The following is a 20968-nucleotide window of genomic DNA, read 5'->3' as shown; positions in this document are numbered from 1 at the left end:
AGGGCCGTGAATAGTAACTACACTGCCCGCATGCAAATCTACATGGTGGGGGGCGCTGTGCGCGACCGGCTGCTGGGCCGCCCCGTGAACGACCACGATTGGGTGGTGGTAGGCGCCACGCCGCAGCAGATGCTGGACCTGGGCTACCTGCCCGTGGGGCGCGACTTTCCGGTTTTTCTGCACCCCGAGACGCACGAGGAATACGCGCTAGCGCGCACCGAGCGCAAGAGCGGGCGCGGCTACCGGGGGTTTGTAGTGCAAAGCTCGCCCGAGGTCACGCTCGAAGAGGACCTCTCGCGGCGCGATCTCACTATCAATGCAATAGCTTCCAGCGCAGAATGGACGGGCGTTACAGGCATTTTTGACCCCTATAACGGTGCGCGCGACCTGCGCGACAAGGTACTGCGCCATGTGACCGGCGCCTTCCATGACGACCCGGTGCGCATCCTGCGCGTGGCACGTTTTGCGGCGCGGTTCACCGACTTCACCGTGGCGTCCGAAACCCTGGCCCTGATGCGCTCCATGGTGCACAACGGCGAGGCAGACCACCTGGTGCCCGAGCGTGTGTGGCAAGAGCTGGCGCGCGGGCTGATGGAAGACAAGCCCTCACGCATGTTCGACGTACTGCGCGCCTGCGGGGCGCTCAGGGTGGTACTGCCCGAGGTGGACCGGCTGTGGGGCGTTCCCCAGCGCCCTGAATACCACCCCGAGATCGACACCGGCATCCACCTGATGATGGTGCTGGACATGGCAGCGCGTCTGCAGGCACCGCTGGCCGTGCGCTTTGCCTGCCTGACGCACGACCTGGGCAAGGGCACCACGCCCCAGGACATGCTGCCACGCCACATTGGCCACGAACAGCGCAGCGCAAAGCTGCTCAAGGGCCTGTGCGAACGCTTGCGCATACCCACCGACTGCCGCGAGCTGGCCGACGTGGTGGCGCGCGAGCACGGCAACATCCACCGCAGTGGCGAGCTGGCACCTGCTGCGCTTTTGCGCTTGCTGGAGCGCTGCGATGCCATCCGCAAACCAGCGCGCTTCGAAGACGTGCTGCTGGCCTGCGAATGCGATGCGCGCGGGCGGCTGGGTTTCGAAGAGTCGGCCTACCCCCAGCGCGAACGGCTGCTAGCCGCTTTGGCCGCAGCACGCGCGGTAGACACGGCCCCCATCGCGACCGAAGCCGCAGCGCGCGGCTTCAAGGGGCCGCAGGTAGGGGAGCAGATTCACGCGGCGCGGGTACGCGCCATCGCCGCCGTATTTGCGGCCTGAACGATTCCAAAAAACTACCACAGCCGCTGTGGCGAGTGCAAAAAAGGCGCCTGATCCCACGCTGCGGGCTTGTACCATCAAGCACTTATGCGCCTTCTCGCTCAGCTTTTCTTTCGCGTTGTCCGGTTTTGCCTGCCTTTCGGTTCCCCCAAAGCGGTCCGCACTGGCGGTACTAGGCCTGCGCCAGGATGTCGGCACGCCGCCTGGCTCATCGTGCTGGCCTGCAGCAGCCTGGGCGTTGGTGCTGCGATGGCGGCTGACGTGCCATCGGCCAGCGTCTACCTCGAAGACCTGACGTGGACCGAGCTACAGGGCCGCATCGCCGCGGGCAGCACCACCGTGTTGGTGCCGATTGGCGGCACCGAGCAGAGTGGGCCACACATGGTGCTGGGCAAACACAATGCGCGCGTCCACTTCCTGGCCGGGCAGATCGCGCAGCGCGCCGGGGGTGTGCTGGTGGCGCCCGTGCTGGCCTATGTGCCGGAGGGTTCCATTGACCCGCCACAGGCACACATGCGCTTTGCAGGCACGATTTCGATTCCCGATGCCGCCTTTGAAGCCGTGCTGGAGGGCGCTGCGCGCTCATTCAAACAGCACGGCTTTCGCCATGTCGTGTTCCTGGGTGACCACGGCGGCTACCAGCCGCTCGAAGCGCGGGTGGCCAACCGCCTCAACCGCGCGTGGGCGAGCGACCCCAGCTGCCGCGTGCATGCGCTGGCCGAGTATTACCAGGTCACGCAATCGCTCTACGTGGCCGGTTTGCTGGACAAAGGCTTCACCCGTGCTGAAATCGGCACCCATGCCGGCCTGGCCGACACGGCGCTGGCGCTGGCGGTGGACCCCGCGCTGGTGCGCGCTGGTGCACTGACCACCGCAGCGCAGGCCGGCAAGCGAGGCGGCGTCTACGGCGACCCGCGCCGCGCGACGGCTGCACTGGGGCACATCGGCGTGGATCTGATCTTGGACAGCAGCGTGGCCGCTTTGCATGCGCTCATGCAGGCGCCTACCAATTCTGGCCCTTCGCCAACCATCCCCCAAAAATGAGATTTGCTCCCATGAAAGCCACGCTCCTTTTTCTGACTGCGTTCAGCGTGCTAGGCGCCAGCGCAGCCCCCCGCCAGGAGGCCAGCGCACCGGCGCAGGCGCAGGCGCAAGGCACGGCAGCGACGATGGCACAGACGCCCCCCATCAAGACCGTACCTGGCATGCCGCCAGTGCCCGACGCGAGAAATATCTACAGCGAAACCACGCCGAACCACATGGGTTCTGCCGTGAAAGACCACCTTGAGCGGATCTACGTACCCAACCTGCGCTCCAAGTCCGTGTCCGTGATCGACCCCCACACCATGAAAGTGGTAGACACCCTGCGCGTGCAGAAAAGCCCGCAACACGTTGTTCCGTCATGGGATTTGTCGACTCTTTGGGTGGCCAACAACGCCGAGCGCAGCAACGAGGGCAGCCTGACACCCATCGACCCGCGAACCGGCCAGGCCGGCAAACCGGTGCCTGTGGACGACCCCTACAACGTGTATTTCACGCCCGATGGCGCCTCACTCATCGTCGTCGCCGAAGACCGGCGCAGACTGGATTTTCGAGACCCGAAGACGCTGGCCATGCAGTACTCGATCAGCACGCCCCGATGTGGAGGCATCAACCACGGCGAATTCTCGATCGACGGCCGGTTCGCGCTCTTCACCTGTGAGTTTGACGGCACGGTGGCAAAAATCGACCTCATCAACCGGGTGGTGCTGGGCTACCTGAAGCTGAAGATGCCCGCTGTGCGCTTTGCAGAGTCGAAGGCCATGCTCAACCCTCTGGAAACCGAGATTTGCACATCGACCAAGGGCATGCCGCAGGACATCCGCATATCCCCTGATGGCAAGCGCTTCTTTGTGGCCGACATGGACGCCGATGGCGTGCATGTGCTGGATGGTGATGCGTTCACGGAAGTTGGCTTCATTTCTACCGGGCTGGGCGCGCACGGGCTGTACCCGAGCCGCGACGGCAAGCGCCTGTATGTGGCGAACCGCGGAACGCACAAGATCCACGGCACCAAAAAGGGCCCGGGCGGGGTGAGCGTGATCGATTTCGCCACCCAGACCGTCGTCGCGCAATGGCCCGTCCCCGGGGGCGGCAGCCCCGACATGGGCAACGTGAGTGCCGACGGCAAGTGGCTCTGGCTGTCGGGTCGGTATGACGATGTGGTGTACCGGTTCGATACGGTGACCGGCGCAGTGACCAAGGTGCGCGTGGGCGCCGAGCCCCACGGCTTGACCGTCTGGCCGCAGCCGGGGCGTTACTCGCTGGGGCACACGGGCAATATGCGCTAAGGCGATGCTGAATAAATCACCGCGATGATGCGCGCCGTGCATCGGGATGGGATGCAAGGCGCGTGAGGGACTGGTTCAGCATTGCCCTCACGCTGCTTCACAGCACCGAACGCACCCAGCGCTCAATGTCCGCCGCGCCCAGGGCACCCGAGATGCGTGCCGCCTCGCGCCCGCCCTTGAACAGCACCATGGTCGGGATGCTGCGGATGTTGTAGGGCGCCGCCACCTGCGGATGCGCCTCGGTGTCGAGCTTGGCCAGGCGCACCTGCGGCTCCAGCGCACGCGCTGCCTGGGCAAAGGCCGGCGCCATCTGGCGACACGGGCCGCACCAGGGCGCCCAGAAGTCCACCAGCACCGGGATATGGCTGCGCTGCACATGCTTGCCAAAGCTGGTGGCATCCAGCTCCAGCGGCGCACCCGCAAACAGCGGCTGGTGGCAATTGCCGCAATCCGGTGCGCTACCCAGTTGCGCGGCTTGCACGCGGTTGGTGGTGTGGCAATGGGGGCAGACGATGTGCAGGGCTTCGGTCATGGTGGGTGCTTTCAGAACGTTCTCATTCCGACATCGGGCCACAGGCTGCGAAATTCAAGCGCCCGGGCTCCGATCACAACCACTTGACGGCCAGGCTTAATACAAAGCTCAGCAACACCGTGCTGGCCAGCGGAATGAACCATTCCCGCCCGAACAGCCGGAACCGAAAATCCCCCGGCAAACGCCCCAGGCCCATGCGCTGCAGCCACGGCGACAGGCCATTAATCAAGACCAGCGCCAGAAAGACAACGATGAGCCAGCGGATCATGGCGATGGAGAATCGTTGTCAGAGCCGATGCGTGCGGTCACCCTGCACAAAACCCAGGGCGTCCCACGGTTCGCCCTTGCACAGGGCCAGCACCTTGAACAGCTCGCCCATTTCGTGCTCCATGATCAATTTGGCCGCAATCACCCTACCCTCCAGCGGTTGCAGCTCCATTTTTGAGAGCAACCCACAGTTGATAAGGAAGTGCGCCTGCGTGGTGTAGCCCAGCACGCTCCAGCCCTGGCCTGGCGGCAAAAGCTGGTCTTGCGCGGCCAGCGCCATGGCCGTGAAGTTGACATGCGCGGTAATGTCCTTGAGGCCCACGTCCACCAGCGGGTTGTCGTCCGCCTGGTGCGCACGGTGGCACATCACCGTGCCCATGTGGCGCTGTGGATGGTAGTACTCACTCTCGCCAAAACCATAGTCAACAAAGAAGGCCGCACCGCGCACCAGGCGGTCGCCCAGGGTCTGCAGAAAGGCCTCGGCCTGCGGGTGCACCTCGGTCAGGTAGTCGTGGGGGCCTTCGATTTCGACCGGTGGGCGCAGCGCCGTAGGCTGGTCGGCCCAGACAAACGCGCCATCGTGCAGGACCACGCCGCGCTCATGCCACACGCCGTTCTGCGCCCCGCCATGGCGCGCCAGCAGTTTGACAGGCATGGCATCCAGCACCTCGTTGCCCACGACCACGCCCTCAAAAGACGGGGGCAGCACATCGACCCAGCGCACCGTTTCCGCGTGCCCTGCCAACAGCGCTTGCTGGCGCGCACGCAAGCTGCCCGAAAGATCGACGATGGTGTAGCGGCGCACGCGCGCGCCCAGGGCGTCCAGCAATTGCAGCGCCAAAGCGCCCGAGCCCGCGCCAAACTCCCACACTTCGTCAGTGCCGGTGCGCTCCAGGGCTTCTTCGACCTGCACGGCCAGCGTCTGGCCAAACAGCGGCGTCATCTCGGGAGCGGTCACAAAATCGCTGCCCGAACTGGGCAGGGTGCCAAACTTGGGCAAGGGGCCGGCGTAATAGCCCAGGCCAGGCGCATACAGGGCCAGCTCCATGAAGCGGTCAAAGCCGATCCAGCCACCAGCCGATGCAATGGCCTGCGCGATATGGGCTTGCAGGGCGGTCGTTAAACTTGTGGGTTCTTTTGTCACGGCCTGCATTGTCCCCGAATGTCCTCCCCGCTTCCTCCACGCACCGTTCTGGTCACCGGCGCCGCCCGGCGCCTGGGCCGTGCTTTCAGTCTGGCCTTTGCCCGGGCCGGCTGGGATGTGGCTTGCCACTACCAGCACTCGCGCGACGAAGCCCTGCAGACCTGCGCCGAAATCGAGGCGTTGGGCCGCCAGGCCTGGGCCATTGGCGGCACGCTGGCCGATACCGCAGCGCAGCAGCACGTTTTTGATGGCACCGTGCAAGCCCTGGGCCGCTGGCCCGATGCGATCGTGAACAACGCCTCGCTGTTCGAGGCCGACACGGGCGTCCATTTTTCACCCGCCCTGCTACAGCAGCAGATGCAAGTGAACCTGGCAGCGCCGCTGCACCTGGGCAGCCTGCTGGCGCGGGCAGTGCAGCAGGCCTCTGCAGGGGGCGCGGTGCCGATCGTGGTACATGTGCTGGACCAAAAGGTGTTCAACCTCAACCCCGACTATTTTTCCTACACGCTCACCAAACTGGCGCTGGAGCGCGCCGTAGCGCTGCAGGCGCAGGCGCTGGCGCCGCATGTGCGGGTCTGCGGCCTGGCCCCGGGCCTGGTTTACGTGAGCGGTCCACAAACGGGCGATAACTTCCATCGCGCCAGCCGCGTAAACCTGCTGCAAAGCCCGACAGACCCGGACGATGTGGCGCGCACCGCGGTGTTTATGGCTGAAAATGCATCCATGACCGGCATCACCATCACGGTGGACAAGGGTCAACACCTGGTGCCCCTGGAGCGCGACATCATGTTCGTGGCCGAGCAACTGGCGCAAACTGCGCCCCCAGGCAAGCCATGACCTCTCCCCTCCTGATCGACCCGCTGCTCACACACTACCGGCGTATTTTTCTGCGTGGCCTGTGCCGCACGGTGCGCATTGGTATCCACGATTTCGAGCGCGCTGCGGCCCAGCGCATCCTGTTCGACATCGATATGTACGTGCCTCTGAGCGACAACACCCCACAGCACGACCAGATCGACGAAGTGGTGGACTACGATTTTGTCCGCCGCGAAGTCACCCGCATCATCGAGCGCGGCCACATTGATCTGCAGGAAACCCTGTGCGACGCCGTGCTCGACGCCCTGCTGGCGCACCCACAAGTCTCGGCGGCGCGTGTGTCCACGCGCAAGCCCGATGTGTACGACGACTGCGAAGCGGTAGGCGTCGAGGCCTTCAAGGCCAAGCCCATGGCCCCCTTTTTACCGACCACACCCGCACCATGACTTCTCCGGCATCGGGCCAGCAGACCCTCTCTCTCACCGGCTTGCGTTTCAACGCCAACGTCGGCATCCTGGCGCACGAAAAGAATGCGCCCCAGCCCATCCAGGTGGACGCAGAACTGAGCCTGGGCGAGCAACCCCTGGCGCCGCGCGACGACGACATCCTGCATGTGCTCGACTACCGGCGCGTGCGCCAGATCATCATCGACGAGTGCACGGCCGAGCATGTGAATCTGCTGGAGACGCTGATCGGCAAGCTCTCGCACCGGCTCATGCAACTGCCCGGCGTGCTGGGCGTACGCGTGAAAATTGCCAAACTCGAAATTTTTGGCGACTGCGAGGTCGCCATCCGCATGGACACAGGACAGTGGTGAACGCAATGAATGCAATGGATACCAGCGCTTGGGCGGGCGAAGACACTATGGCGGCGGCGCCAGCCCGCGCCCCGGCCGATTTCAAGATTGAGCGCGAAGCGCACAAGCTGGAAAAGCGCCTGTGCCGCGAGGTCGGCAAAGCCATCGTGCAATACAACATGATCGAAGAAGGCGACAAGGTCATGGTCTGCATGTCGGGCGGCAAAGACAGCTATGCCCTGCTCGACATTCTCATCAAGCTCAAGGCGCGCGCACCCATCCACTTCGACCTGGTGGCCGTCAACCTCGACCAGAAGCAGCCGGGGTTTCCAGAGCATGTGCTGCCCGACTATTTGAAGAGCACGGGCGTGCCCTTCCACATCGAGAACGAAGACACCTACAGCATCGTCAAGCGACTGATCCCCGAGGGCAAGACCACCTGCAGCCTGTGCAGCCGCCTGCGCCGCGGCATTTTGTACCGCGTGGCCGACGAGCTGGGCGCAACCAAAATTGCCCTGGGCCACCACCGCGACGACATCCTGCAAACCCTGCTGCTCAACATGTTCTTTGGCGGCAAGCTCAAAAGCATGCCGCCCAAGCTGGTCAGCGATGACGGCAAGCACGTCGTCATTCGCCCGCTGGCGTTCGTGAGCGAGAAGGACACGACGCGCTGGGCCGCGCAGCGCAATTTCCCCATCATTCCCTGCAACCTCTGCGGCAGCCAGGAAAACCTGCAGCGCAAACAGGTGGGTGAGATGCTGCGCGAATGGGAAAAGAAGTTTCCGGGCCGCGTGGAGAGCATGTTCAGTGCACTGCAAAACGTGGTGCCCAGCCACCTGCTCGACGGTGCGCTGTACGATTTCAAGAGCGCCCAGGCCACCGGCGTTGCCAGCGAAGACGGCGACAAGGCCTTTGACCAGGAAGAATTCCCCGCCCCGCCCGGTCTACCAGGCCTGCAGGTGGTGCGCCTCTCCTGACACTGGCACAGTAAGGCACCCACACCGCTATCCCTACAGACAGGAGACACGCCATGGTTTCACGCTGGTTTCAGATGCTGGTGCTGGGCCTGGCCGCCGTGCTGGCGGCGGGCTGCGCCACGGTGCGCGAGGTGGACAGCCAGGTGCAAAGCTGGTCCACCCTGCGTGCGCTGCCTGTGCCCCCCACCTACCGGCTGGAAAAGCTTCCATCGCAGCAATCGACCGACAAGGCTTTTGCCTCCATCGAGGCACTGGCGCACCAGGCATTGCAGCGCGCCGGCTTGCAGCGTGACGATGCCGCCGCGCGCCTGGCGGTGCAAGTCAGCGTGCGCGCCAGCCAGGCCCTGCCCGACTGGCCCCACTACCCGCCCCTGTGGGGCTGGGGCCCCGGTTGGGGCGGGCGTTACCCCTTGCGCGCCGGGATGATGCTGCGCGAAATGCCGCCCACGCTGCAGCGCCGCGAAGCCAGCCTGGTGCTGCGTGACACCGCCACGCAGCAGGTGGTGTATGAAAGCTCGGCCCTTTTCGAAGAAGTGTGGACGGACGACCCCGCCATTTTTGGCGTGCTGTTCGACGCCGCCCTGAGCGGCTTCCCGCAGCCGCCCGGTGGACCGCGCCAGGTGCGCTTGCCCCTTGTGCCACCGGCCCGCTGAAATGCAAGCCACCCGCATCATTGCCGTGCGCCACGGCGAAACCGCCTGGAACGTGGACACCCGCATCCAGGGGCACCTGGACATTCCCCTCAACAGCACCGGCCAGTGGCAGGCGCGCCGGCTGGCACGCGCGCTGGCCGTCGAGCCGCCCAGCATCATCTACGCCAGCGACCTGCAGCGCGCCCATGCCACCGGCCAGGCCGTGGCTGATGCCACCGGCGCGCCCCTGGTGGTCGAACCTGGCCTGCGCGAGCGCAGCTTTGGCCAACTGGAAGGGCGCACCTTCGCCGAGATCGAAACCGAGCTACCCGAGCAGGCGCGCCGCTGGCGCCAGCGCGACCCGCACTTTGCCCCCGAGGGCGGCGAAACGCTGACCGCGCTGCGCGAACGCATCCAGGCCACCACGCACCGCCTGGCAGCGCAGCACAGCGGCGGGCTGATCGTGCTGGTAGCGCATGGCGGCGTGCTCGACGTGCTCTACCGCCTGGCCACAGGCCAGGAGCTGCAGGCACCGCGCACCTGGCAACTGACCAACACCGCCATCAACCGCCTGCTCTGGACGCCCGACGGCCTGACCCTGATCGGCTGGGCCGACACTTTGCACCTGAACGCAGCCTCCCGCGATGAAACCTCTGCCTGAAGCGCTGCGCGCCAGCATGGGCCTGCGCGTAGACCAGATCGACACGCCCGCACTGGTGATCGACCTCGACGCCATGGAGCGCAACATCACCCGCATGGCCGACTTTGCACGCAAGCACCAGATGCGCTGGCGCCCCCACGCCAAAGCGCACAAGTGCGCCGAACTGGCCCTGTGGCTGCAGCGCGCCGGTGCCACGGGCGCCTGCGTGCAAAAAACGGCGGAGGCCGAAGCGCTGGCCGCCGCGGGCGTGCACGACATCACCATCACCAACCAGGTGATTGCCCTGCCCAAACTGATGCGCGTGGCCCGCCTGGCCGAGCGCTTGCAGGCCCAGGGCGGGCAACTGACGCTGGCGGTGGACAGCGCCGACGGCATCCACCGCCTGGCCGAAGCCATGGCCCAGGCAGCGCCCAACGCCCATGTTGGGGTGCTGGTGGAAATCGACGTGGGCCAGGGGCGCTGCGGCGTACCACCCGGCGAACCCGCACGGGCCCTGGCCCACACGGTGGCGCGCCAGCCACGGTTGCACTTTGCCGGCCTGCACGCCTACCACGGGGGCGCCCAGCACCTGCGCAGCGCCGCCGGGCGCCGCGACGCCATTGCCGCCGCGGTACAGGCGGCACGCCACACGCGCGACCTCATCGTGGCCTCGGGCCTGGCGGTGCCGCTGGTCACAGGCGCGGGCACCGGCACGCTGGTGCACGAAGCTGCCAGCGGCTTGTATGGCGAGTTGCAGGCTGGCTCCTTTTTGTTCATGGACGAAAGCTATGCGCAAAACGAGCGCGAACCCGCGCAACCAGGCTTCGAGCACGCGCTGTTCATCAAAACCCAGGTGATCTCACGCCAGGGCGACCGCGCCGTGTGCGACGCCGGTCACAAGAGCCACGCCATCGACTCGGGCATGCCCCGCGTGGCGCTGCTGCCGCCCGAGCGAGCGCTGCGCTATAGCAATGGGGGCGACGAGCACGGGCTGCTGACCACCGAAGGCCCCAAGGCGCTGCTGCCTGCCATCGGGCGCATGCTGTGGCTGATACCCGGGCACTGCGACCCTACGGTGAATCTGCACGACTACATGATCGGGGTGCGCGGCGGGCTGGAGCATGGCACGGTCGAGCGCATCTTCCGCGTGGACGCCCGGGGCGCATTGACCTGAGTGCTTCGGTGCCGGGGCCGTTTTTTCCTTCTACTGGAACCACCTTGCCATGCCTCTTGTCGCTGCACCCTTTTCTCACGGTCTGCGCGGTTTTGCCGCCGTGCAAAGCGTCCTTCTGCTGGCCGGTCTGGTGGCCCTGGGCGTGCAGGCCTCCAGCGCACCACCCCTGCACAGCACCCTGTGGACGGTCACGCTGCTGGCGTCCGCATGGGCGCTGTGGGCGGCACTGCGCAGGCGCATCGGCTGCCTGCAGGCGCTGATGGTGCAGGCCGGGGCGCTGGCCACGGCCACCAGCGCCATGGGACTGCTGCACTGGCATTGGCTGTTCAAACCACTGACCATGGTGATCGCTATTATTTTTGCAGCTTACAGCGCTCACCAGATAAGCGCTAGAGGCCAATTTCTCTCAAATTCCTGGGGGCTGCTGGTGGCGGCGTTGGTGGGTTCGCTGGCGGGCGACGCCTTTCTCATGGTGGAGGGTTTCTTCATCCCCGGGTTGGTGAGTTTTCTGCTGGCGCACTTGGCCTATATCGCCCTGTTCAAACAGGGCGTGCCCTGGTTTTCCCACCGCGGCGCGCTGGTGGCCACCGTGGGCGTGGGCGCCGCAATGTATCTGTTCCTCTGGCAAGGGGGCCTGCCGCCGGCGTTGCGCGTGCCGGTGGCGGTGTATGTGCTGGTGATTGCCCTCATGGCGGCGCAGGCCCTGGGCCGGGCCCGCGCGCTGGGCGACCGTGCAGCGCACCAGGTCGCGCTGGGGGCCTGCATTTTCATGCTGAGCGATGCGCTGCTGGCCACCAACCGCTTTGTACTGCCGCTGCCCCTGGCCCAGGTGGGCGTACTGGTCACCTATTACGCCGCCCAGGCCTTCATCGTGCATGGCACGGTGCGCGGTTTGCTGGCGGGGCGCCAGAGCGTTTGAACGCTTGACTCAGCCAGCGTCGGCCTGCTGGGCCGGATGGGCCGCTTGAAAGGGAGCCAAACTGTCGCAGTGCGCCGCAATGCGCTGCACGGTGGGATACGGTGCCATGTCCACCTGGAAACGCTGCGCATTGAACACCTGCGGCACCAGGCAGCAATCGGCCAGCGTAGGGTTGTCGCCATGGCAGAACACTCCGGTCTGCGGGCTGTGTGCGAGTTGCTGCTCAATGGCCTCCAACCCCAGGGCCATCCAGTGGTGTATCCAGGCAGTGCGCTGTGCATCGCTGGCCTCGAGCGGGCCCGTGAGGTAGTTGAGCACGCGCAGGTTGTTCAGCGGATGGATGTCACAGGCTACCGCCAGCGCCAGCGCCCGCACGCGCGCCCGGTCCAGCGCGGCCAATGGCAGCAGCGGGGGTTGCGGGTGCCTCTCTTCCAGGTATTCCAGAATGGCCAGCGATTGCGTGAGCGTAGCGCCATCGTCCTGCAGGGTGGGCACCAATCCGGCGGGGTTCACGGCGCGGTAGGCGCTCTGGTGCTGTTCGCCACCCTCGCGCAGCAGGTGCACCGGCACAGAGTCGTACGCCAGCCCCTTGAGGGCCAGCGCAATGCGCACGCGGTAGGCCGCCGAACTGCGAAAGTAGGTGTAGAGCCGGAGCATGGCCACAACCCCCTTCAGACCGGGGCCTGTACGCGGCGCACGGTTTGGTCGATGGCGCCAAAGATGCTCTGACCGCTGGCGTCGAGCATCTCGATGTGCACGCGGTCGCCAAAGTGCAGGAAAGGCGTGGCGGGCGCGCCGCCCTCGATGGCTTCGTACATGCGCACCTCGGCCAGGCAGCAGTAGCCCACGCCGCCATTGGCAATGCTCGAGCCATGCAGACCGCCCTGCTTGTTCGATACCGTGCCCGAGCCGACGATGGAGCCCGCCGCCATGGCGCGGGTCTTGGTCGCATGCGCTACCAGTTGCGCAAAGCTGAAAGTCATATCCTCCCCCGCGTTGGGACAGCCGAAGGGCTGGCCGTTGAGCGCGACCCGCAGCGGCAGGTGCAGCTTGGCGTCTTGCCAGGCGTTGCCCAGCTCGTCGGGCGTGACGGCCACGGGTGAGAAGCTGCTGGCAGGTTTGGACTGGAAGAAGCCGAAGCCCTTGGCCAGCTCGGTCGGAATCAGGTTGCGCAGAGACACGTCATTGACCAGCATCACCAGCCGAATGGCCTGGCCGCACTGCGCCACACTGGCCCCCATGGGCAGGTCTCCCATGACGACGGCGACCTCGGCCTCCAGGTCAATGCCCCAGTCCTCGGTAAGTGCGTCAATGGGATCGCGCGGGCCGACAAACGAGTCCGATCCGCCCTGGTACATCAGCGGGTCGGTCCAGAAGGACGGCGGCACCTCGCTGCCCCGGGCCTTGCGCACCAGCTCCACATGGTTGAGATAGGCCGAACCGTCGGCCCACTGGTACGCGCGCGGCAGGGGGGAATGGCATTGCGCCGGGTCAAACGGCTGGGCCCCTGCGGCGTTCCCGGCGTTCAGGGTGTCAGAGACCGCCTGCAACAGCGGTGCGCAGCGGTCCCAGTCGTCCAGCGCGGCCTGCAGCGTGGGCGCCACCTGGGGTACGGCGACGCATTGGGAAAGATCGCGGCGCACGACGACGAGCGTGCCGTCGCGGCCTCCGGCTTTAAGGGTGGCGAGTTTCATGGTGCAAACCTTGGAAAAATCAGGGTGCTGAAACCGTGCACGCCAACATGCAGCAGCCCAACCAGCAGGTGCACAGCACCCTGCCGGTTCAGGCGCGCAGCGCGCGGGCTGGTTTAGCGGGGTTGATTCCGTTTCCAAATCATTCGTGTCTAGGCGCGAAGCCTACGATCAGTGCTGCAGCACGGCAAGGCGAAGCAACAACGACACGGATGGTTTAGAAATGGAATTACTTGGCAGCGAGCTGGTCGGTTACTTCCTTGTAGAGACCCTCACCCACGCTGGGGATGAACATCTTCCACACGGGCTGCACCTTCTCGCGCATGCGGGCGTGCTCGGCTTCGGTCACGTCATTGACGATCAGACCCTTGGCGGCCATGGCCGCCTGGGCCGACTTCTCTTGCTCACGCGCCACGCCACGCTGGAAAGCACGCGCCTCGATGGCGGCGTCCTTCAGGATCTTGCGGTCGCCTTCGCTCAGCTTGTCCCAGAACTTCTTCGACACCAGCGGAATGAAGGCGCCGTAGCTGTGGCGGGTGAGCGAGAGGTACTTCTGCACTTCGCCCAGCTTGAGCGCGGCGATCACCGCCGTGGGCGTGCCCTGGCCATCCACCGTGCGCGTCTCCAGCGCGGTGTAGAGCTCGGGCACAGCCAGCGGCACCGGATTGGCGCCCAGCGCCTTCACCGTTTCCTGCGAAATCTTGGCCTGCACCGCGCGGAATTTCAGGCCTGCGAAATCTTCTACCTTGTTGATCGGGTGCTTGCTGTTGGTGGCATTGAAGAAACCGTTTTCCCAGTACGCCAGGCCGATCAGGCCCTTCTCGGGCAGCATGGCCAGGAGCTTGTCGCCCACCGGGCCATCGAGTACCTTCTCGGCCTGCTGCACATTGGCAAACAGGAACGGGAAGTCGAGGATTTCGTATTCCTTGACCATGCCGGTCAGGGTGGTGGTTTGCGGCACGGTAAATTCAATGGTGCCGCCCTGCAGCGCCGAGGTGACCTGCACGTCGTTGCCCAGTGCTCCGGCGTAAAAACCCTTGATCTTGATCTTGCCGCCGCTCTTGGCGTCCACCAGTTCAATGAACTTGGCCACACCCTGGCCTTGGTGCGATTTTTCAGGCAGCGTGACAGCGAACTTGGCCGTCACCTGGGCCACCGCGGTCAATGGGGCCACCACCGCAAAGCTGCCGGCAAGCGTCAGAGCCATCAGTTGGGAAAGGGCTTTCATGGGGTTGTCTCCTGGGTTGAAAAAGGGAAAGAACACAAAGAATCAGCGCCACCAGCTGGCGGGCACCATGACCAGCGCTGGCCAGAGCACCAACGCCACCAACACGGCCAGCTCGGCCATCAGGAAGGGCAAAACCCCGCGCGCCGCCTGGCCCAGCGTCACCTTGCCAATCGAGCTGACGACGTTGAGCACCACGCCCACGGGCGGCGTGATCATGCCGAGCGAGCAGTTGATGATGAAGATGACGCCGAAGTACACCGGGTCGATACCGGCCTGCTGCACGATGGGCAAGAAGACCGGCGTAAAGATGAGCACGATGGGAATGAAGTCGAGCACCATGCCGGCAAGGAACACCACCGCCATCATTGCCGCAGTGAGTGCAAGTGGATGCTCACTCAATCCGCCGAGCCAGCCGCCCACCTGGCCGGGCACATCGGCAATAGTGATCATGTAAGACGCCACCATGGCCAGAGCAGCGAGCAACAGCACCACGGCCGTGGTGCGCGCCGTCACCAGCAAGCAGTGGTACATGGCGGCCATCGTGAGTTCGCGGTAAATCACCGCACCGACAAACAGCGCATAGACAGCCGCCACCACAGCCGCCTCGGTCGGTGTGAAGATACCGAATTTCAGGCCGCCGATGATGATCACCGGCAGCATCAACGCCCAGAAGCCTTTGCCCAGCAGCGCGAGGCGCTCTTTCCAGGGTTTGCGCGGCGCCACCAGCACGCTCGTGCGGCGCGACACCAGCCACCAGGCGACGACGAGCGCGCCGCCCATCATCACGCCCGGCACGATGCCCGCGAGAAAAAGCCGCGTGATCGACACATTGGCCACCACGCCAAAGAGCAGGAAGCCAATGGACGGCGGAATGACCGGCGCAATGATGCCGCCCGCCGCCATCAGTCCGCAGGCGCGCGCCGGGTCGTAGCCGGCCTGGCGCATCATGGGCACCAGGATGGCGGCGAGTGCGGCGGTATCTGCCACGGCCGAGCCCGAGAGACTGGCGAGCAGGATGGCGGCAAAAATCGCCACGTAGCCCAGCCCGCCGCGCAAGTGGCCGACGAAGGCACCGGCCATTTCGACGATGCGACGCGACAGCCCGCCGGCGTTCATGAATTCACCGGCCAGGATGAAGAAGGGCACGGCCATGAGCACGAAGTTATCGGCCCCGCCGATCGCGTTCTGCACCACGATTTGCGAATCGAACTGGCCCATCTGGAACATGACGGCCACGCCCGAAAGCAGCAGCGCAAAGGCAATCGGCATGCCCAATGCGATGAGCGACAGCAGCGCTCCCAAGAAGATGGCGGCGCTCACCGTGGCTCTCCCTTCTTATCACTGGCGGCTACCTCGGGCATCTTCTCGAGAATGCGATCGCCCAGGTCTTTGGTCAGTGCCGGGCTGCCAGTGCTGCGCAGCGTTTGCCAGATGTTGTTGGCGATGGCCAGCGCCATGCCGCCGCCAAACACGATCGCCACGCCATACAGCCAGCCGTAGGAAATACCGAGCACCGGGTAGCTGTTGCCCAGGTTGATCTGCATCTGCTTCCAGCCGCCCACCAGGAACATGCCGCACGCCCACAACATCAGGCTGCCCGTGAGCACCACCAGGAGTTTGCGTCCGGCCAGCGGCAGGCGCTCCACCAGTGCATCAAAACCGATGTGCGCACGCTGCACCGACGCCAGGATGGCGCCCAAAAAAATCAGCCAGACAAAGAGCAGGCGCGAGAGTTCTTCGGACACCGCAATGCCCGAATCGAAGGCGTAGCGCAGCACCACGTTGCCAAACACCAGCACCGCCATCACCGCCAGGCAGGCGACGATGACGATCTCCAGTGCACGCACGCAGGCGCGCCCAAAGCGTTGGGCCATGGTTGGGTCCTTTTCGGTGCTGCGTCGGGGGGAGGGGCGGTTACTTGGCGTAGCTGCCGTCGTGCATCCAGGCGGCGTGCTTGGGTGCTTTCTTGGTCTGTGCCCATTCGTTGAGCATGTCCCACTTCACATCGTCGAGTTTCTTCATCATCTCCGGCGTGCCGGTGTTCACGGCCAGCTCCAGGCGGTGGCCGCTGGGGTCGCGGAAGTAGATGGACTTGAAGATGGTGTGCTCCGTCGGGCCAATCACCTCGATGCCATCGGCCTCCATGCGCGCCTTGGCCTCCATCATCTCTTCCATGCTGCCCACTTCCATGGCCAGGTGCTGCGTCCAGGTGGGCGTATTGCGGTCGCGGTCCATCGGCGGCTTGGTCGGCAGCTCGAAGAATGCCAGGATGTTGCCGCCCCCGGCATCCAGGAAGATATGCATGTAGGGATCGGGCTCTTTGGTCGAAGGTACTTCGTCTTCGGCAATCGCGAGGATGAAATTCATGTTCAGGTACTTGGCGTACCACTCCACGGTTTGCTTGGCGTCGATGCAGCGATAAGCCACATGGTGAAACTTCTTGATCTTCATGCCTTGTCTCCAGTCGGTGAACCAGTGCCTGAACCAGATTCCGCCGCAGCGGCAGCACGGACACTGCGTGCTGCGGGGCGGTTCGCCAGCCGCGCCTGGGCTGTCTGGCGATGCTTGCCATTAAAAGCCTTTGCCATCTATCATTCAAACGGTATTAATTGATTCACTCATAAGATTTTCCAATGAATGTCAGCTTGCGCCAGTTGCGCGCCTTGGTGGCGCTGGCCCGCACGGGCAGTTTTACCCAGGCGGCGGGTTCCTTGCACATCACGCAATCGGCGCTCAGCGGCCTGATCAAAGAACTGGAGTTGGGGCTGGGCGTGCGCCTGGTGGACCGCAACACCCGCAGCATCAGCCTCACCGAGGTGGGTCGCAGCTTTGTGCCCCTGGTGGAAAAAACCCTGCAGGACCTCGATGGAGCCCTGGCCAGCATTGACGATCTCAAAGCCTTGCGCAAAGGCATGGTGCGCATCGCCGCGCCCCAGTTGATGGCTTGCACCCTGCTGCCCGATGTGATTGCGGCCTACCGCGCCGAGCACCCTGGCGTGCAGGTGCGCCTGACCGACTGCGCCGTCGAGAACGTGCTGATGCGTGTGGCCGCTGGCGAAGTGGATTTCGGCATTGGCCCCGAACGCGCTACCAGCGCAGACATCACCGCCCAGCCACTGTTCGAGATGCCCTTCATGGTGGTTTTCCCCCAGGGCCACGCACTGGAAGCCCTGCCGCGTATCTGCTGGAGCGATGTAGTGCAGCACCCCTTCATTGCGCTGCAGGGCCAGTTCACCGAACGCCTGGCGCTCGATCTGCATGTGGCACTGCAAAAATTGACGCTGCAGCCGAGCAACGAGGTGGCCTTCATGACCACGGCACTGAGCATGGTCAGCGCGCGGCTGGGCATCACCGCCTGCCTGCCCTACGCCACGTCACTGGTGCGGCTGTACCAGTTGCAGATGCGCCCCTTGCACGAGCCCGAACTGCGGCGCACTTTCCAGGTCTATGTGCGCAGCAATACCTCGCCCTCGCCTGCCGTGGAAAAGTTCATGGAATTTCTGTTCGCTTACGTTGCCTCTCACGGCTGGAACGCACCGCAAAAGCAAGCCGATTAGGGAGCTGCCACCACCGTCGCCTGGCTGCCAATGCGTGCCTGCAGCGAGACGGTTTCACCAATCATGATCAGCGCCGGCGGGCACACCTGGTGTGCCACGCCCAAGGCCGGCAGGCTTTGCAGCGTGCCGATGATGCTGCGCTGGTCGGGCAGGGTGGCGCGTTCGATCAACGCTGCGGGCGTACCGGGCGGCAAACCATGCTCGATGAGCTTGGCGCAGATGAGCGGCAAGGTACCCACACCCATGTAGATCACGACGGTCTGCCGGGGCCGTGCCAGCGCGGCCCAGTCCAGGGCGACACTGCGCTCCTCGCCTTCGCCCTGCAAATGGCCGGTGGCAAACACCAGCATGCCTGCATGGTCGCGGTGGGTGAGCGGAATACCCGTAGCAGCCGCAGCACCTTGTGCGGCACTGATGCCGGGCACGGTTTCACAGGCGATGCCTACGGCGGCCAGGGCCTGGGCTTCTTCGCCGCCACGGCCAAAAATATAGGGGTCGCCCCCCTTGAGGCGCACCAGCGACCGGCCCGCCTGTGCCAGTCGCACCATGAGGTCGATGATGCCTTCTTGCGGAAGGCTGTGGTTACTGCTTTGCTTGCCTACATAGATCAGCTCTGCGCTGGCGGGTACGTGCTGCAGCACATCCTTGGACACCAGGTGGTCGTACAGCACCAGGCTAGCACTGGCCAGTACCCGTGCGGCCTTGAGCGTCAACAGCTCTGCATCGCCCGGCCCGGCGCCGACCAGCGTCACGCGGCCCCAGGCGGAGCGGGGCACGGGGGCCAATGCGACGGACGGTGCGTCCGCACCGCGCGGGACGGTACTGTGGACTGGGGGGTGGGGAAAATCCATCAAAACTCCGGAACAAAAAGGCAGACTGTAGGTGGGGCCATTGTCAAAAGCCCTTGCCCAAGTGTCCTTGATGCACATCAAGGACGCATCCAGCCAATGCGGTGAACATCCCTCCATGGTGCCACTATTGTCCCTCCACCCCTTCCGCCTGCACGGCCCCGCTCCCCGCAAACGCAGCGCACTGTGGAAGCCGCTGCTGGGTCTGGCGCTGCTGGCTGCCAGTAGTGCCCAGGCGCAGGCACCCGCCCCTGATGCCGCCCGCCAGGGCGCACTGGTGCGCATGGTGCGCCAGGACTGCGGTTCGTGCCATGGCCTGTACCTGACCGGCGGCCTGGGCCCGGCCCTGACCCGTGCTGCGCTGGCAGACAAGCCACTCGAATTTCTGGCTGCCACCATTTACGGTGGACGCCCCGGTACGCCCATGGCCCCCTGGAAGGCCATGCTGAGCGAGGCGGATGCCCTGTGGATCGCCGGGCAATTGCTCGCCGGTTTCCCTGAACCCTCGAAAGCCCCCCAATGAAACGCCGCGACTGCCTTGCCCTGATGGGCGCATCTTCTTTGCTCGCCGGCTGCGCCGGTCTGCCTGCCGCCACCGGTACGGGCGACCTGGGCGTGGTCGTTGCCCGCGCCACGGGAACGCTGGCCATCGTCAACACCAGCGAACGCAAGGTGCTGGCCGAGGTACAAGGGCTGGGCGACCTCTCGCACGCCTCGGTGGTGTTCTCTCGCGACGGCCGTTACGCCTATGTGTTTGGGCGCGACGGCGCACTCACCAAGGTGGATCTGCTCACCCGCCGCACCGTTGGCCGTGTGATGCAGGCGGGCAATTCGATTGGCGGCGCCATCAGCGCCGACGGCAGCATGGTCGTAGCGCAAAACTACACCCCAGGGGGTATCAAGGCGTTTGATGCCGCAACGCTGACCCTGTTGGCAGACATTCCGGCCGAATATGCACCGGGCAAGCTCTCGCGCGTGGTCGGCCTGGTGGACCTGCCAGGGCGCCGCTTTGCCTACAGCCTGTTCGATGCCGACGAAATCTGGATCAGTGACCTGTCTACCCCCGCGCAGCCGCGCACCACGCGGCTGCGCAACATCGGCCACCAGCCGTACGACGCGCTCGTCACCCCCAATGGCCGCCACTACATCGCCGGGCTGTTTGGCGAAGACGGCCTCGCCATGGTGGACCTGTGGGAGGAAAAGCCCCAGGTGCGCCGCATCCTGGGCGGCTACGGCCGGGGCCAGGAGCCGCTGCCGGTCTACAAGATGCCGCACCTGCGCGGCTGGGCCGTGGCCGGGCGCCGCGCCTACCTGCCTGCCATCGGCCGCCACGAGGTGCTGGTGGTGGACACCGACACCTGGCAGGAGGTGGGCCGCATCCCGGTGGCGGGCCAGCCCGTGTTCGTGATGGCGCGGCCCGACGGCCGCCAGGTGTGGGTGAACTTTTCTGTGCCCGACTACCACCGCGTGCAGGTCATCGACACCACCACGCAGCAGATCGTGCGCACGCTGGAGCCCGGCAAGGCCGTGCTGCACATGGAGTTCACGCCGCGCGGTGAATCGGTGTGGATCAGCTCGCGCGACGACCACCGCGTCAGCGTGATCGACACACAGACCTTCGCCACCCAAGCGACCATGACCATCGATTCGCCCAGCGGCATTTTCTTCACGTCGCGCGCCGCGCGGCTGGGCTTTTGACATGCAAGCCCACGCGGCACAGCGCCTCGCGCTGCTCAACCCCTGGCAGCGCGGCTTTCCGCTGGTGCGCGAGCCTTTTGCGCACATCGGCGCCACGCTGAATCTCTCCGCTGTGGAAGTACTGGACAGCTACGCCCGGCTGCAGAAAGAAGGCGCACTGAGCCGCATCGGCGGCGTGTTCGCGGGCAATGCCGGCGGCGCCGCCCTGCTGGCCGCCATGGCCGTGCCGCCCGAGCGGCTGGACGCTGTGGCAGCCCTCGTTTCCAGCCACCCAGGCGTCAACCACAACTACCAGCGCGAGCACCGCAACAACCTGTGGTTCGTGATGACGGGGCACGACGATGCCGCTGTGCACAGCGCCATGGCATCGCTCGAAGAAGCCACGGAATTGAGCGCCTTGCAACTGCGCATGCAACGCGCTTACCGCATTGACCTGGGTTTCGATCTGCG

General features: G+C 65.2%; 24 protein-coding genes and 1 pseudogene. 15 read left to right on the top strand and 10 right to left on the bottom strand.

Features of this window, described 5'->3' with window-relative positions; translation table 11 throughout:
* Positions 1 to 30: 30 nt before the first annotated feature.
* From ACYVOC_RS08015 to ACYVOC_RS08005, 3 genes are all read left to right on the top strand, one after another.
* On the top strand, positions 31 to 1269 hold the full coding sequence (locus ACYVOC_RS08015) for a multifunctional CCA addition/repair protein (protein WP_116005065.1): 1239 nt from the start codon (positions 31 to 33) through the stop codon (positions 1267 to 1269).
* 213 nt (positions 1270 to 1482) lie between these two features.
* Positions 1483 to 2313, top strand: a complete 831-nt coding sequence (locus ACYVOC_RS08010; RefSeq protein ID WP_461161422.1) for a creatininase family protein — start codon at positions 1483 to 1485, stop codon at positions 2311 to 2313.
* A gap of 11 nt (positions 2314 to 2324) precedes the next feature.
* The gene (locus ACYVOC_RS08005; RefSeq protein ID WP_461161421.1) at positions 2325 to 3599 is read left to right on the top strand and encodes a YVTN family beta-propeller repeat protein; all 1275 of its coding nucleotides are present in this window, start codon (positions 2325 to 2327) and stop codon (positions 3597 to 3599) included.
* 97 nt (positions 3600 to 3696) lie between these two features.
* Here the strand turns inward: ACYVOC_RS08005 and trxC are convergent, their stop codons facing one another.
* From trxC to ACYVOC_RS07990, 3 genes are all read right to left on the bottom strand, one after another.
* Complete coding sequence (gene trxC, locus ACYVOC_RS08000) at positions 3697 to 4131, bottom strand: thioredoxin TrxC (protein ID WP_116005067.1); 435 nt, start codon at positions 4129 to 4131, stop codon at positions 3697 to 3699.
* A gap of 73 nt (positions 4132 to 4204) precedes the next feature.
* On the bottom strand, positions 4205 to 4399 hold the full coding sequence (locus ACYVOC_RS07995; RefSeq protein ID WP_024813073.1) for a DUF2905 domain-containing protein: 195 nt from the start codon (positions 4397 to 4399) through the stop codon (positions 4205 to 4207).
* A gap of 18 nt (positions 4400 to 4417) precedes the next feature.
* A complete protein-coding gene (locus ACYVOC_RS07990; protein WP_461161420.1) occupies positions 4418 to 5551 on the bottom strand; it encodes a class I SAM-dependent methyltransferase in 1134 nt (377 codons plus the stop codon).
* Positions 5552 to 5560: 9 nt separating this feature from the next.
* On the opposite strand from ACYVOC_RS07990, the gene ACYVOC_RS07985 reads away from it, so the two are divergent.
* From ACYVOC_RS07985 to ACYVOC_RS07950, 8 genes are read left to right on the top strand one after another with little or no spacing between them, the layout of a single operon-like run.
* Positions 5561 to 6379: an SDR family NAD(P)-dependent oxidoreductase gene (locus ACYVOC_RS07985; RefSeq protein WP_461161419.1), complete on the top strand. Its 819-nt coding sequence runs from the start codon at positions 5561 to 5563 to the stop codon at positions 6377 to 6379.
* Positions 6376 to 6804: a dihydroneopterin aldolase gene (locus ACYVOC_RS07980; RefSeq protein WP_461161418.1), complete on the top strand. Its 429-nt coding sequence runs from the start codon at positions 6376 to 6378 to the stop codon at positions 6802 to 6804. The genes ACYVOC_RS07985 and ACYVOC_RS07980 overlap by 4 nt, the downstream gene beginning before the upstream one ends.
* Positions 6801 to 7175 carry a dihydroneopterin aldolase gene (locus ACYVOC_RS07975; RefSeq protein ID WP_116005071.1) on the top strand — a complete coding sequence of 125 codons (375 nt, stop codon included), beginning with the start codon at positions 6801 to 6803 and terminating at the stop codon, positions 7173 to 7175. The genes ACYVOC_RS07980 and ACYVOC_RS07975 overlap by 4 nt, the downstream gene beginning before the upstream one ends.
* A 47-nt stretch (positions 7176 to 7222) precedes the next feature.
* Entirely contained in the window at positions 7223 to 8131 is a 909-nt protein-coding gene (ttcA, locus tag ACYVOC_RS07970; protein WP_461161476.1) for a tRNA 2-thiocytidine(32) synthetase TtcA, read from the top strand.
* A 53-nt stretch (positions 8132 to 8184) separates the two neighbouring features.
* The gene (locus ACYVOC_RS07965) at positions 8185 to 8784 is read left to right on the top strand and encodes a DUF4136 domain-containing protein (RefSeq protein WP_116005072.1); all 600 of its coding nucleotides are present in this window, start codon (positions 8185 to 8187) and stop codon (positions 8782 to 8784) included.
* A 1-nt stretch (position 8785) separates the two neighbouring features.
* Entirely contained in the window at positions 8786 to 9424 is a 639-nt protein-coding gene (locus ACYVOC_RS07960; RefSeq protein ID WP_461161417.1) for a histidine phosphatase family protein, read from the top strand.
* Entirely contained in the window at positions 9408 to 10577 is a 1170-nt protein-coding gene (locus ACYVOC_RS07955; RefSeq protein WP_461161416.1) for a DSD1 family PLP-dependent enzyme, read from the top strand. The genes ACYVOC_RS07960 and ACYVOC_RS07955 overlap by 17 nt, the downstream gene beginning before the upstream one ends.
* A 49-nt stretch (positions 10578 to 10626) precedes the next feature.
* Positions 10627 to 11496, top strand: coding sequence for a lysoplasmalogenase (locus tag ACYVOC_RS07950; RefSeq protein ID WP_461161415.1), 870 nt, complete (start codon positions 10627 to 10629; stop codon positions 11494 to 11496).
* Between the two features lie 9 nt (positions 11497 to 11505).
* On the opposite strand, the gene maiA is transcribed toward ACYVOC_RS07950, so the two are convergent.
* The 6 genes from maiA to ACYVOC_RS07920 form a co-directional block, all read right to left on the bottom strand.
* Positions 11506 to 12153 carry a maleylacetoacetate isomerase gene (gene maiA, locus ACYVOC_RS07945; RefSeq protein WP_461161414.1) on the bottom strand — a complete coding sequence of 216 codons (648 nt, stop codon included), beginning with the start codon at positions 12151 to 12153 and terminating at the stop codon, positions 11506 to 11508.
* A 14-nt stretch (positions 12154 to 12167) separates the two neighbouring features.
* A complete protein-coding gene (locus ACYVOC_RS07940) occupies positions 12168 to 13190 on the bottom strand; it encodes a fumarylacetoacetate hydrolase family protein (protein ID WP_461161413.1) in 1023 nt (340 codons plus the stop codon).
* 226 nt (positions 13191 to 13416) lie between these two features.
* Positions 13417 to 14415, bottom strand: a complete 999-nt coding sequence (locus ACYVOC_RS07935) for a TRAP transporter substrate-binding protein (protein WP_116005078.1) — start codon at positions 14413 to 14415, stop codon at positions 13417 to 13419.
* Positions 14416 to 14457: 42 nt separating this feature from the next.
* Complete coding sequence (locus ACYVOC_RS07930; protein ID WP_116005079.1) at positions 14458 to 15735, bottom strand: TRAP transporter large permease; 1278 nt, start codon at positions 15733 to 15735, stop codon at positions 14458 to 14460.
* Positions 15732 to 16289, bottom strand: a complete 558-nt coding sequence (locus ACYVOC_RS07925; RefSeq protein ID WP_116005080.1) for a TRAP transporter small permease — start codon at positions 16287 to 16289, stop codon at positions 15732 to 15734. Before ACYVOC_RS07925 ends, ACYVOC_RS07930 begins: the two co-directional genes overlap by 4 nt.
* 40 nt (positions 16290 to 16329) lie before the next feature.
* Positions 16330 to 16866 (bottom strand): VOC family protein, encoded by a 537-nt coding sequence (locus tag ACYVOC_RS07920; RefSeq protein WP_461161412.1) that lies wholly within the window; start codon positions 16864 to 16866, stop codon positions 16330 to 16332.
* A 182-nt stretch (positions 16867 to 17048) separates the two neighbouring features.
* Here ACYVOC_RS07920 and ACYVOC_RS07915 point away from each other — a divergent pair, with 182 nt between their 5' ends.
* Entirely contained in the window at positions 17049 to 17972 is a 924-nt protein-coding gene (locus tag ACYVOC_RS07915) for a LysR family transcriptional regulator (protein WP_116005082.1), read from the top strand.
* Here ACYVOC_RS07915 and cobA read toward each other — a convergent pair.
* The gene (gene cobA / locus ACYVOC_RS07910) at positions 17969 to 18823 is read right to left on the bottom strand and encodes a uroporphyrinogen-III C-methyltransferase (RefSeq protein ID WP_116005083.1); all 855 of its coding nucleotides are present in this window, start codon (positions 18821 to 18823) and stop codon (positions 17969 to 17971) included. The two genes, ACYVOC_RS07915 and cobA, sit on opposite strands and share 4 nt — an antisense overlap.
* 193 nt (positions 18824 to 19016) lie before the next feature.
* Between cobA and ACYVOC_RS07905 the strand changes: the two genes are divergently transcribed.
* From ACYVOC_RS07905 to ACYVOC_RS07895, 3 genes and pseudogenes are all read left to right on the top strand, one after another.
* Positions 19017 to 19343, top strand: coding sequence for a c-type cytochrome (locus ACYVOC_RS07905; RefSeq protein WP_370453688.1), 327 nt, complete (start codon positions 19017 to 19019; stop codon positions 19341 to 19343).
* Positions 19340 to 20518: a cytochrome D1 domain-containing protein gene (locus ACYVOC_RS07900; RefSeq protein ID WP_461161411.1), complete on the top strand. Its 1179-nt coding sequence runs from the start codon at positions 19340 to 19342 to the stop codon at positions 20516 to 20518. The genes ACYVOC_RS07905 and ACYVOC_RS07900 overlap by 4 nt, the downstream gene beginning before the upstream one ends.
* 1 nt (position 20519) lies before the next feature.
* Positions 20520 to 20968: pseudogene (locus tag ACYVOC_RS07895) on the top strand (Lrp/AsnC family transcriptional regulator); the annotation flags it as partial.

This window comes from Simplicispira piscis, assembly GCF_054783455.1.
The sequence above is the reverse complement of the archived record's forward strand: the minus strand, read 5'-3'. Positions and strand labels throughout refer to the sequence as shown.

Coding starts and splice junctions, on each gene's coding strand:
- ACYVOC_RS08015 (WP_116005065.1), top strand. CDS start 31: ATGCAAATCTACATGGTGGGGGGCGCTGTGCGCGACCGGCTGCTGGGC.
- ACYVOC_RS08005 (WP_461161421.1), top strand. CDS start 2,325: ATGAAAGCCACGCTCCTTTTTCTGACTGCGTTCAGCGTGCTAGGCGCC.
- trxC (WP_116005067.1), bottom strand. CDS start 4,131: ATGACCGAAGCCCTGCACATCGTCTGCCCCCATTGCCACACCACCAAC.
- ACYVOC_RS07995 (WP_024813073.1), bottom strand. CDS start 4,399: ATGATCCGCTGGCTCATCGTTGTCTTTCTGGCGCTGGTCTTGATTAAT.
- ACYVOC_RS07990 (WP_461161420.1), bottom strand. CDS start 5,551: ATGCAGGCCGTGACAAAAGAACCCACAAGTTTAACGACCGCCCTGCAA.
- ACYVOC_RS07985 (WP_461161419.1), top strand. CDS start 5,561: ATGTCCTCCCCGCTTCCTCCACGCACCGTTCTGGTCACCGGCGCCGCC.
- ACYVOC_RS07980 (WP_461161418.1), top strand. CDS start 6,376: ATGACCTCTCCCCTCCTGATCGACCCGCTGCTCACACACTACCGGCGT.
- ACYVOC_RS07975 (WP_116005071.1), top strand. CDS start 6,801: ATGACTTCTCCGGCATCGGGCCAGCAGACCCTCTCTCTCACCGGCTTG.
- ttcA (WP_461161476.1), top strand. CDS start 7,223: ATGGCGGCGGCGCCAGCCCGCGCCCCGGCCGATTTCAAGATTGAGCGC.
- ACYVOC_RS07965 (WP_116005072.1), top strand. CDS start 8,185: ATGGTTTCACGCTGGTTTCAGATGCTGGTGCTGGGCCTGGCCGCCGTG.
- ACYVOC_RS07960 (WP_461161417.1), top strand. CDS start 8,786: ATGCAAGCCACCCGCATCATTGCCGTGCGCCACGGCGAAACCGCCTGG.
- ACYVOC_RS07955 (WP_461161416.1), top strand. CDS start 9,408: ATGAAACCTCTGCCTGAAGCGCTGCGCGCCAGCATGGGCCTGCGCGTA.
- ACYVOC_RS07950 (WP_461161415.1), top strand. CDS start 10,627: ATGCCTCTTGTCGCTGCACCCTTTTCTCACGGTCTGCGCGGTTTTGCC.
- maiA (WP_461161414.1), bottom strand. CDS start 12,153: ATGCTCCGGCTCTACACCTACTTTCGCAGTTCGGCGGCCTACCGCGTG.
- ACYVOC_RS07940 (WP_461161413.1), bottom strand. CDS start 13,190: ATGAAACTCGCCACCCTTAAAGCCGGAGGCCGCGACGGCACGCTCGTC.
- ACYVOC_RS07935 (WP_116005078.1), bottom strand. CDS start 14,415: ATGAAAGCCCTTTCCCAACTGATGGCTCTGACGCTTGCCGGCAGCTTT.
- ACYVOC_RS07925 (WP_116005080.1), bottom strand. CDS start 16,289: ATGGCCCAACGCTTTGGGCGCGCCTGCGTGCGTGCACTGGAGATCGTC.
- ACYVOC_RS07920 (WP_461161412.1), bottom strand. CDS start 16,866: ATGAAGATCAAGAAGTTTCACCATGTGGCTTATCGCTGCATCGACGCC.
- ACYVOC_RS07915 (WP_116005082.1), top strand. CDS start 17,049: ATGAATGTCAGCTTGCGCCAGTTGCGCGCCTTGGTGGCGCTGGCCCGC.
- cobA (WP_116005083.1), bottom strand. CDS start 18,823: ATGGATTTTCCCCACCCCCCAGTCCACAGTACCGTCCCGCGCGGTGCG.
- ACYVOC_RS07900 (WP_461161411.1), top strand. CDS start 19,340: ATGAAACGCCGCGACTGCCTTGCCCTGATGGGCGCATCTTCTTTGCTC.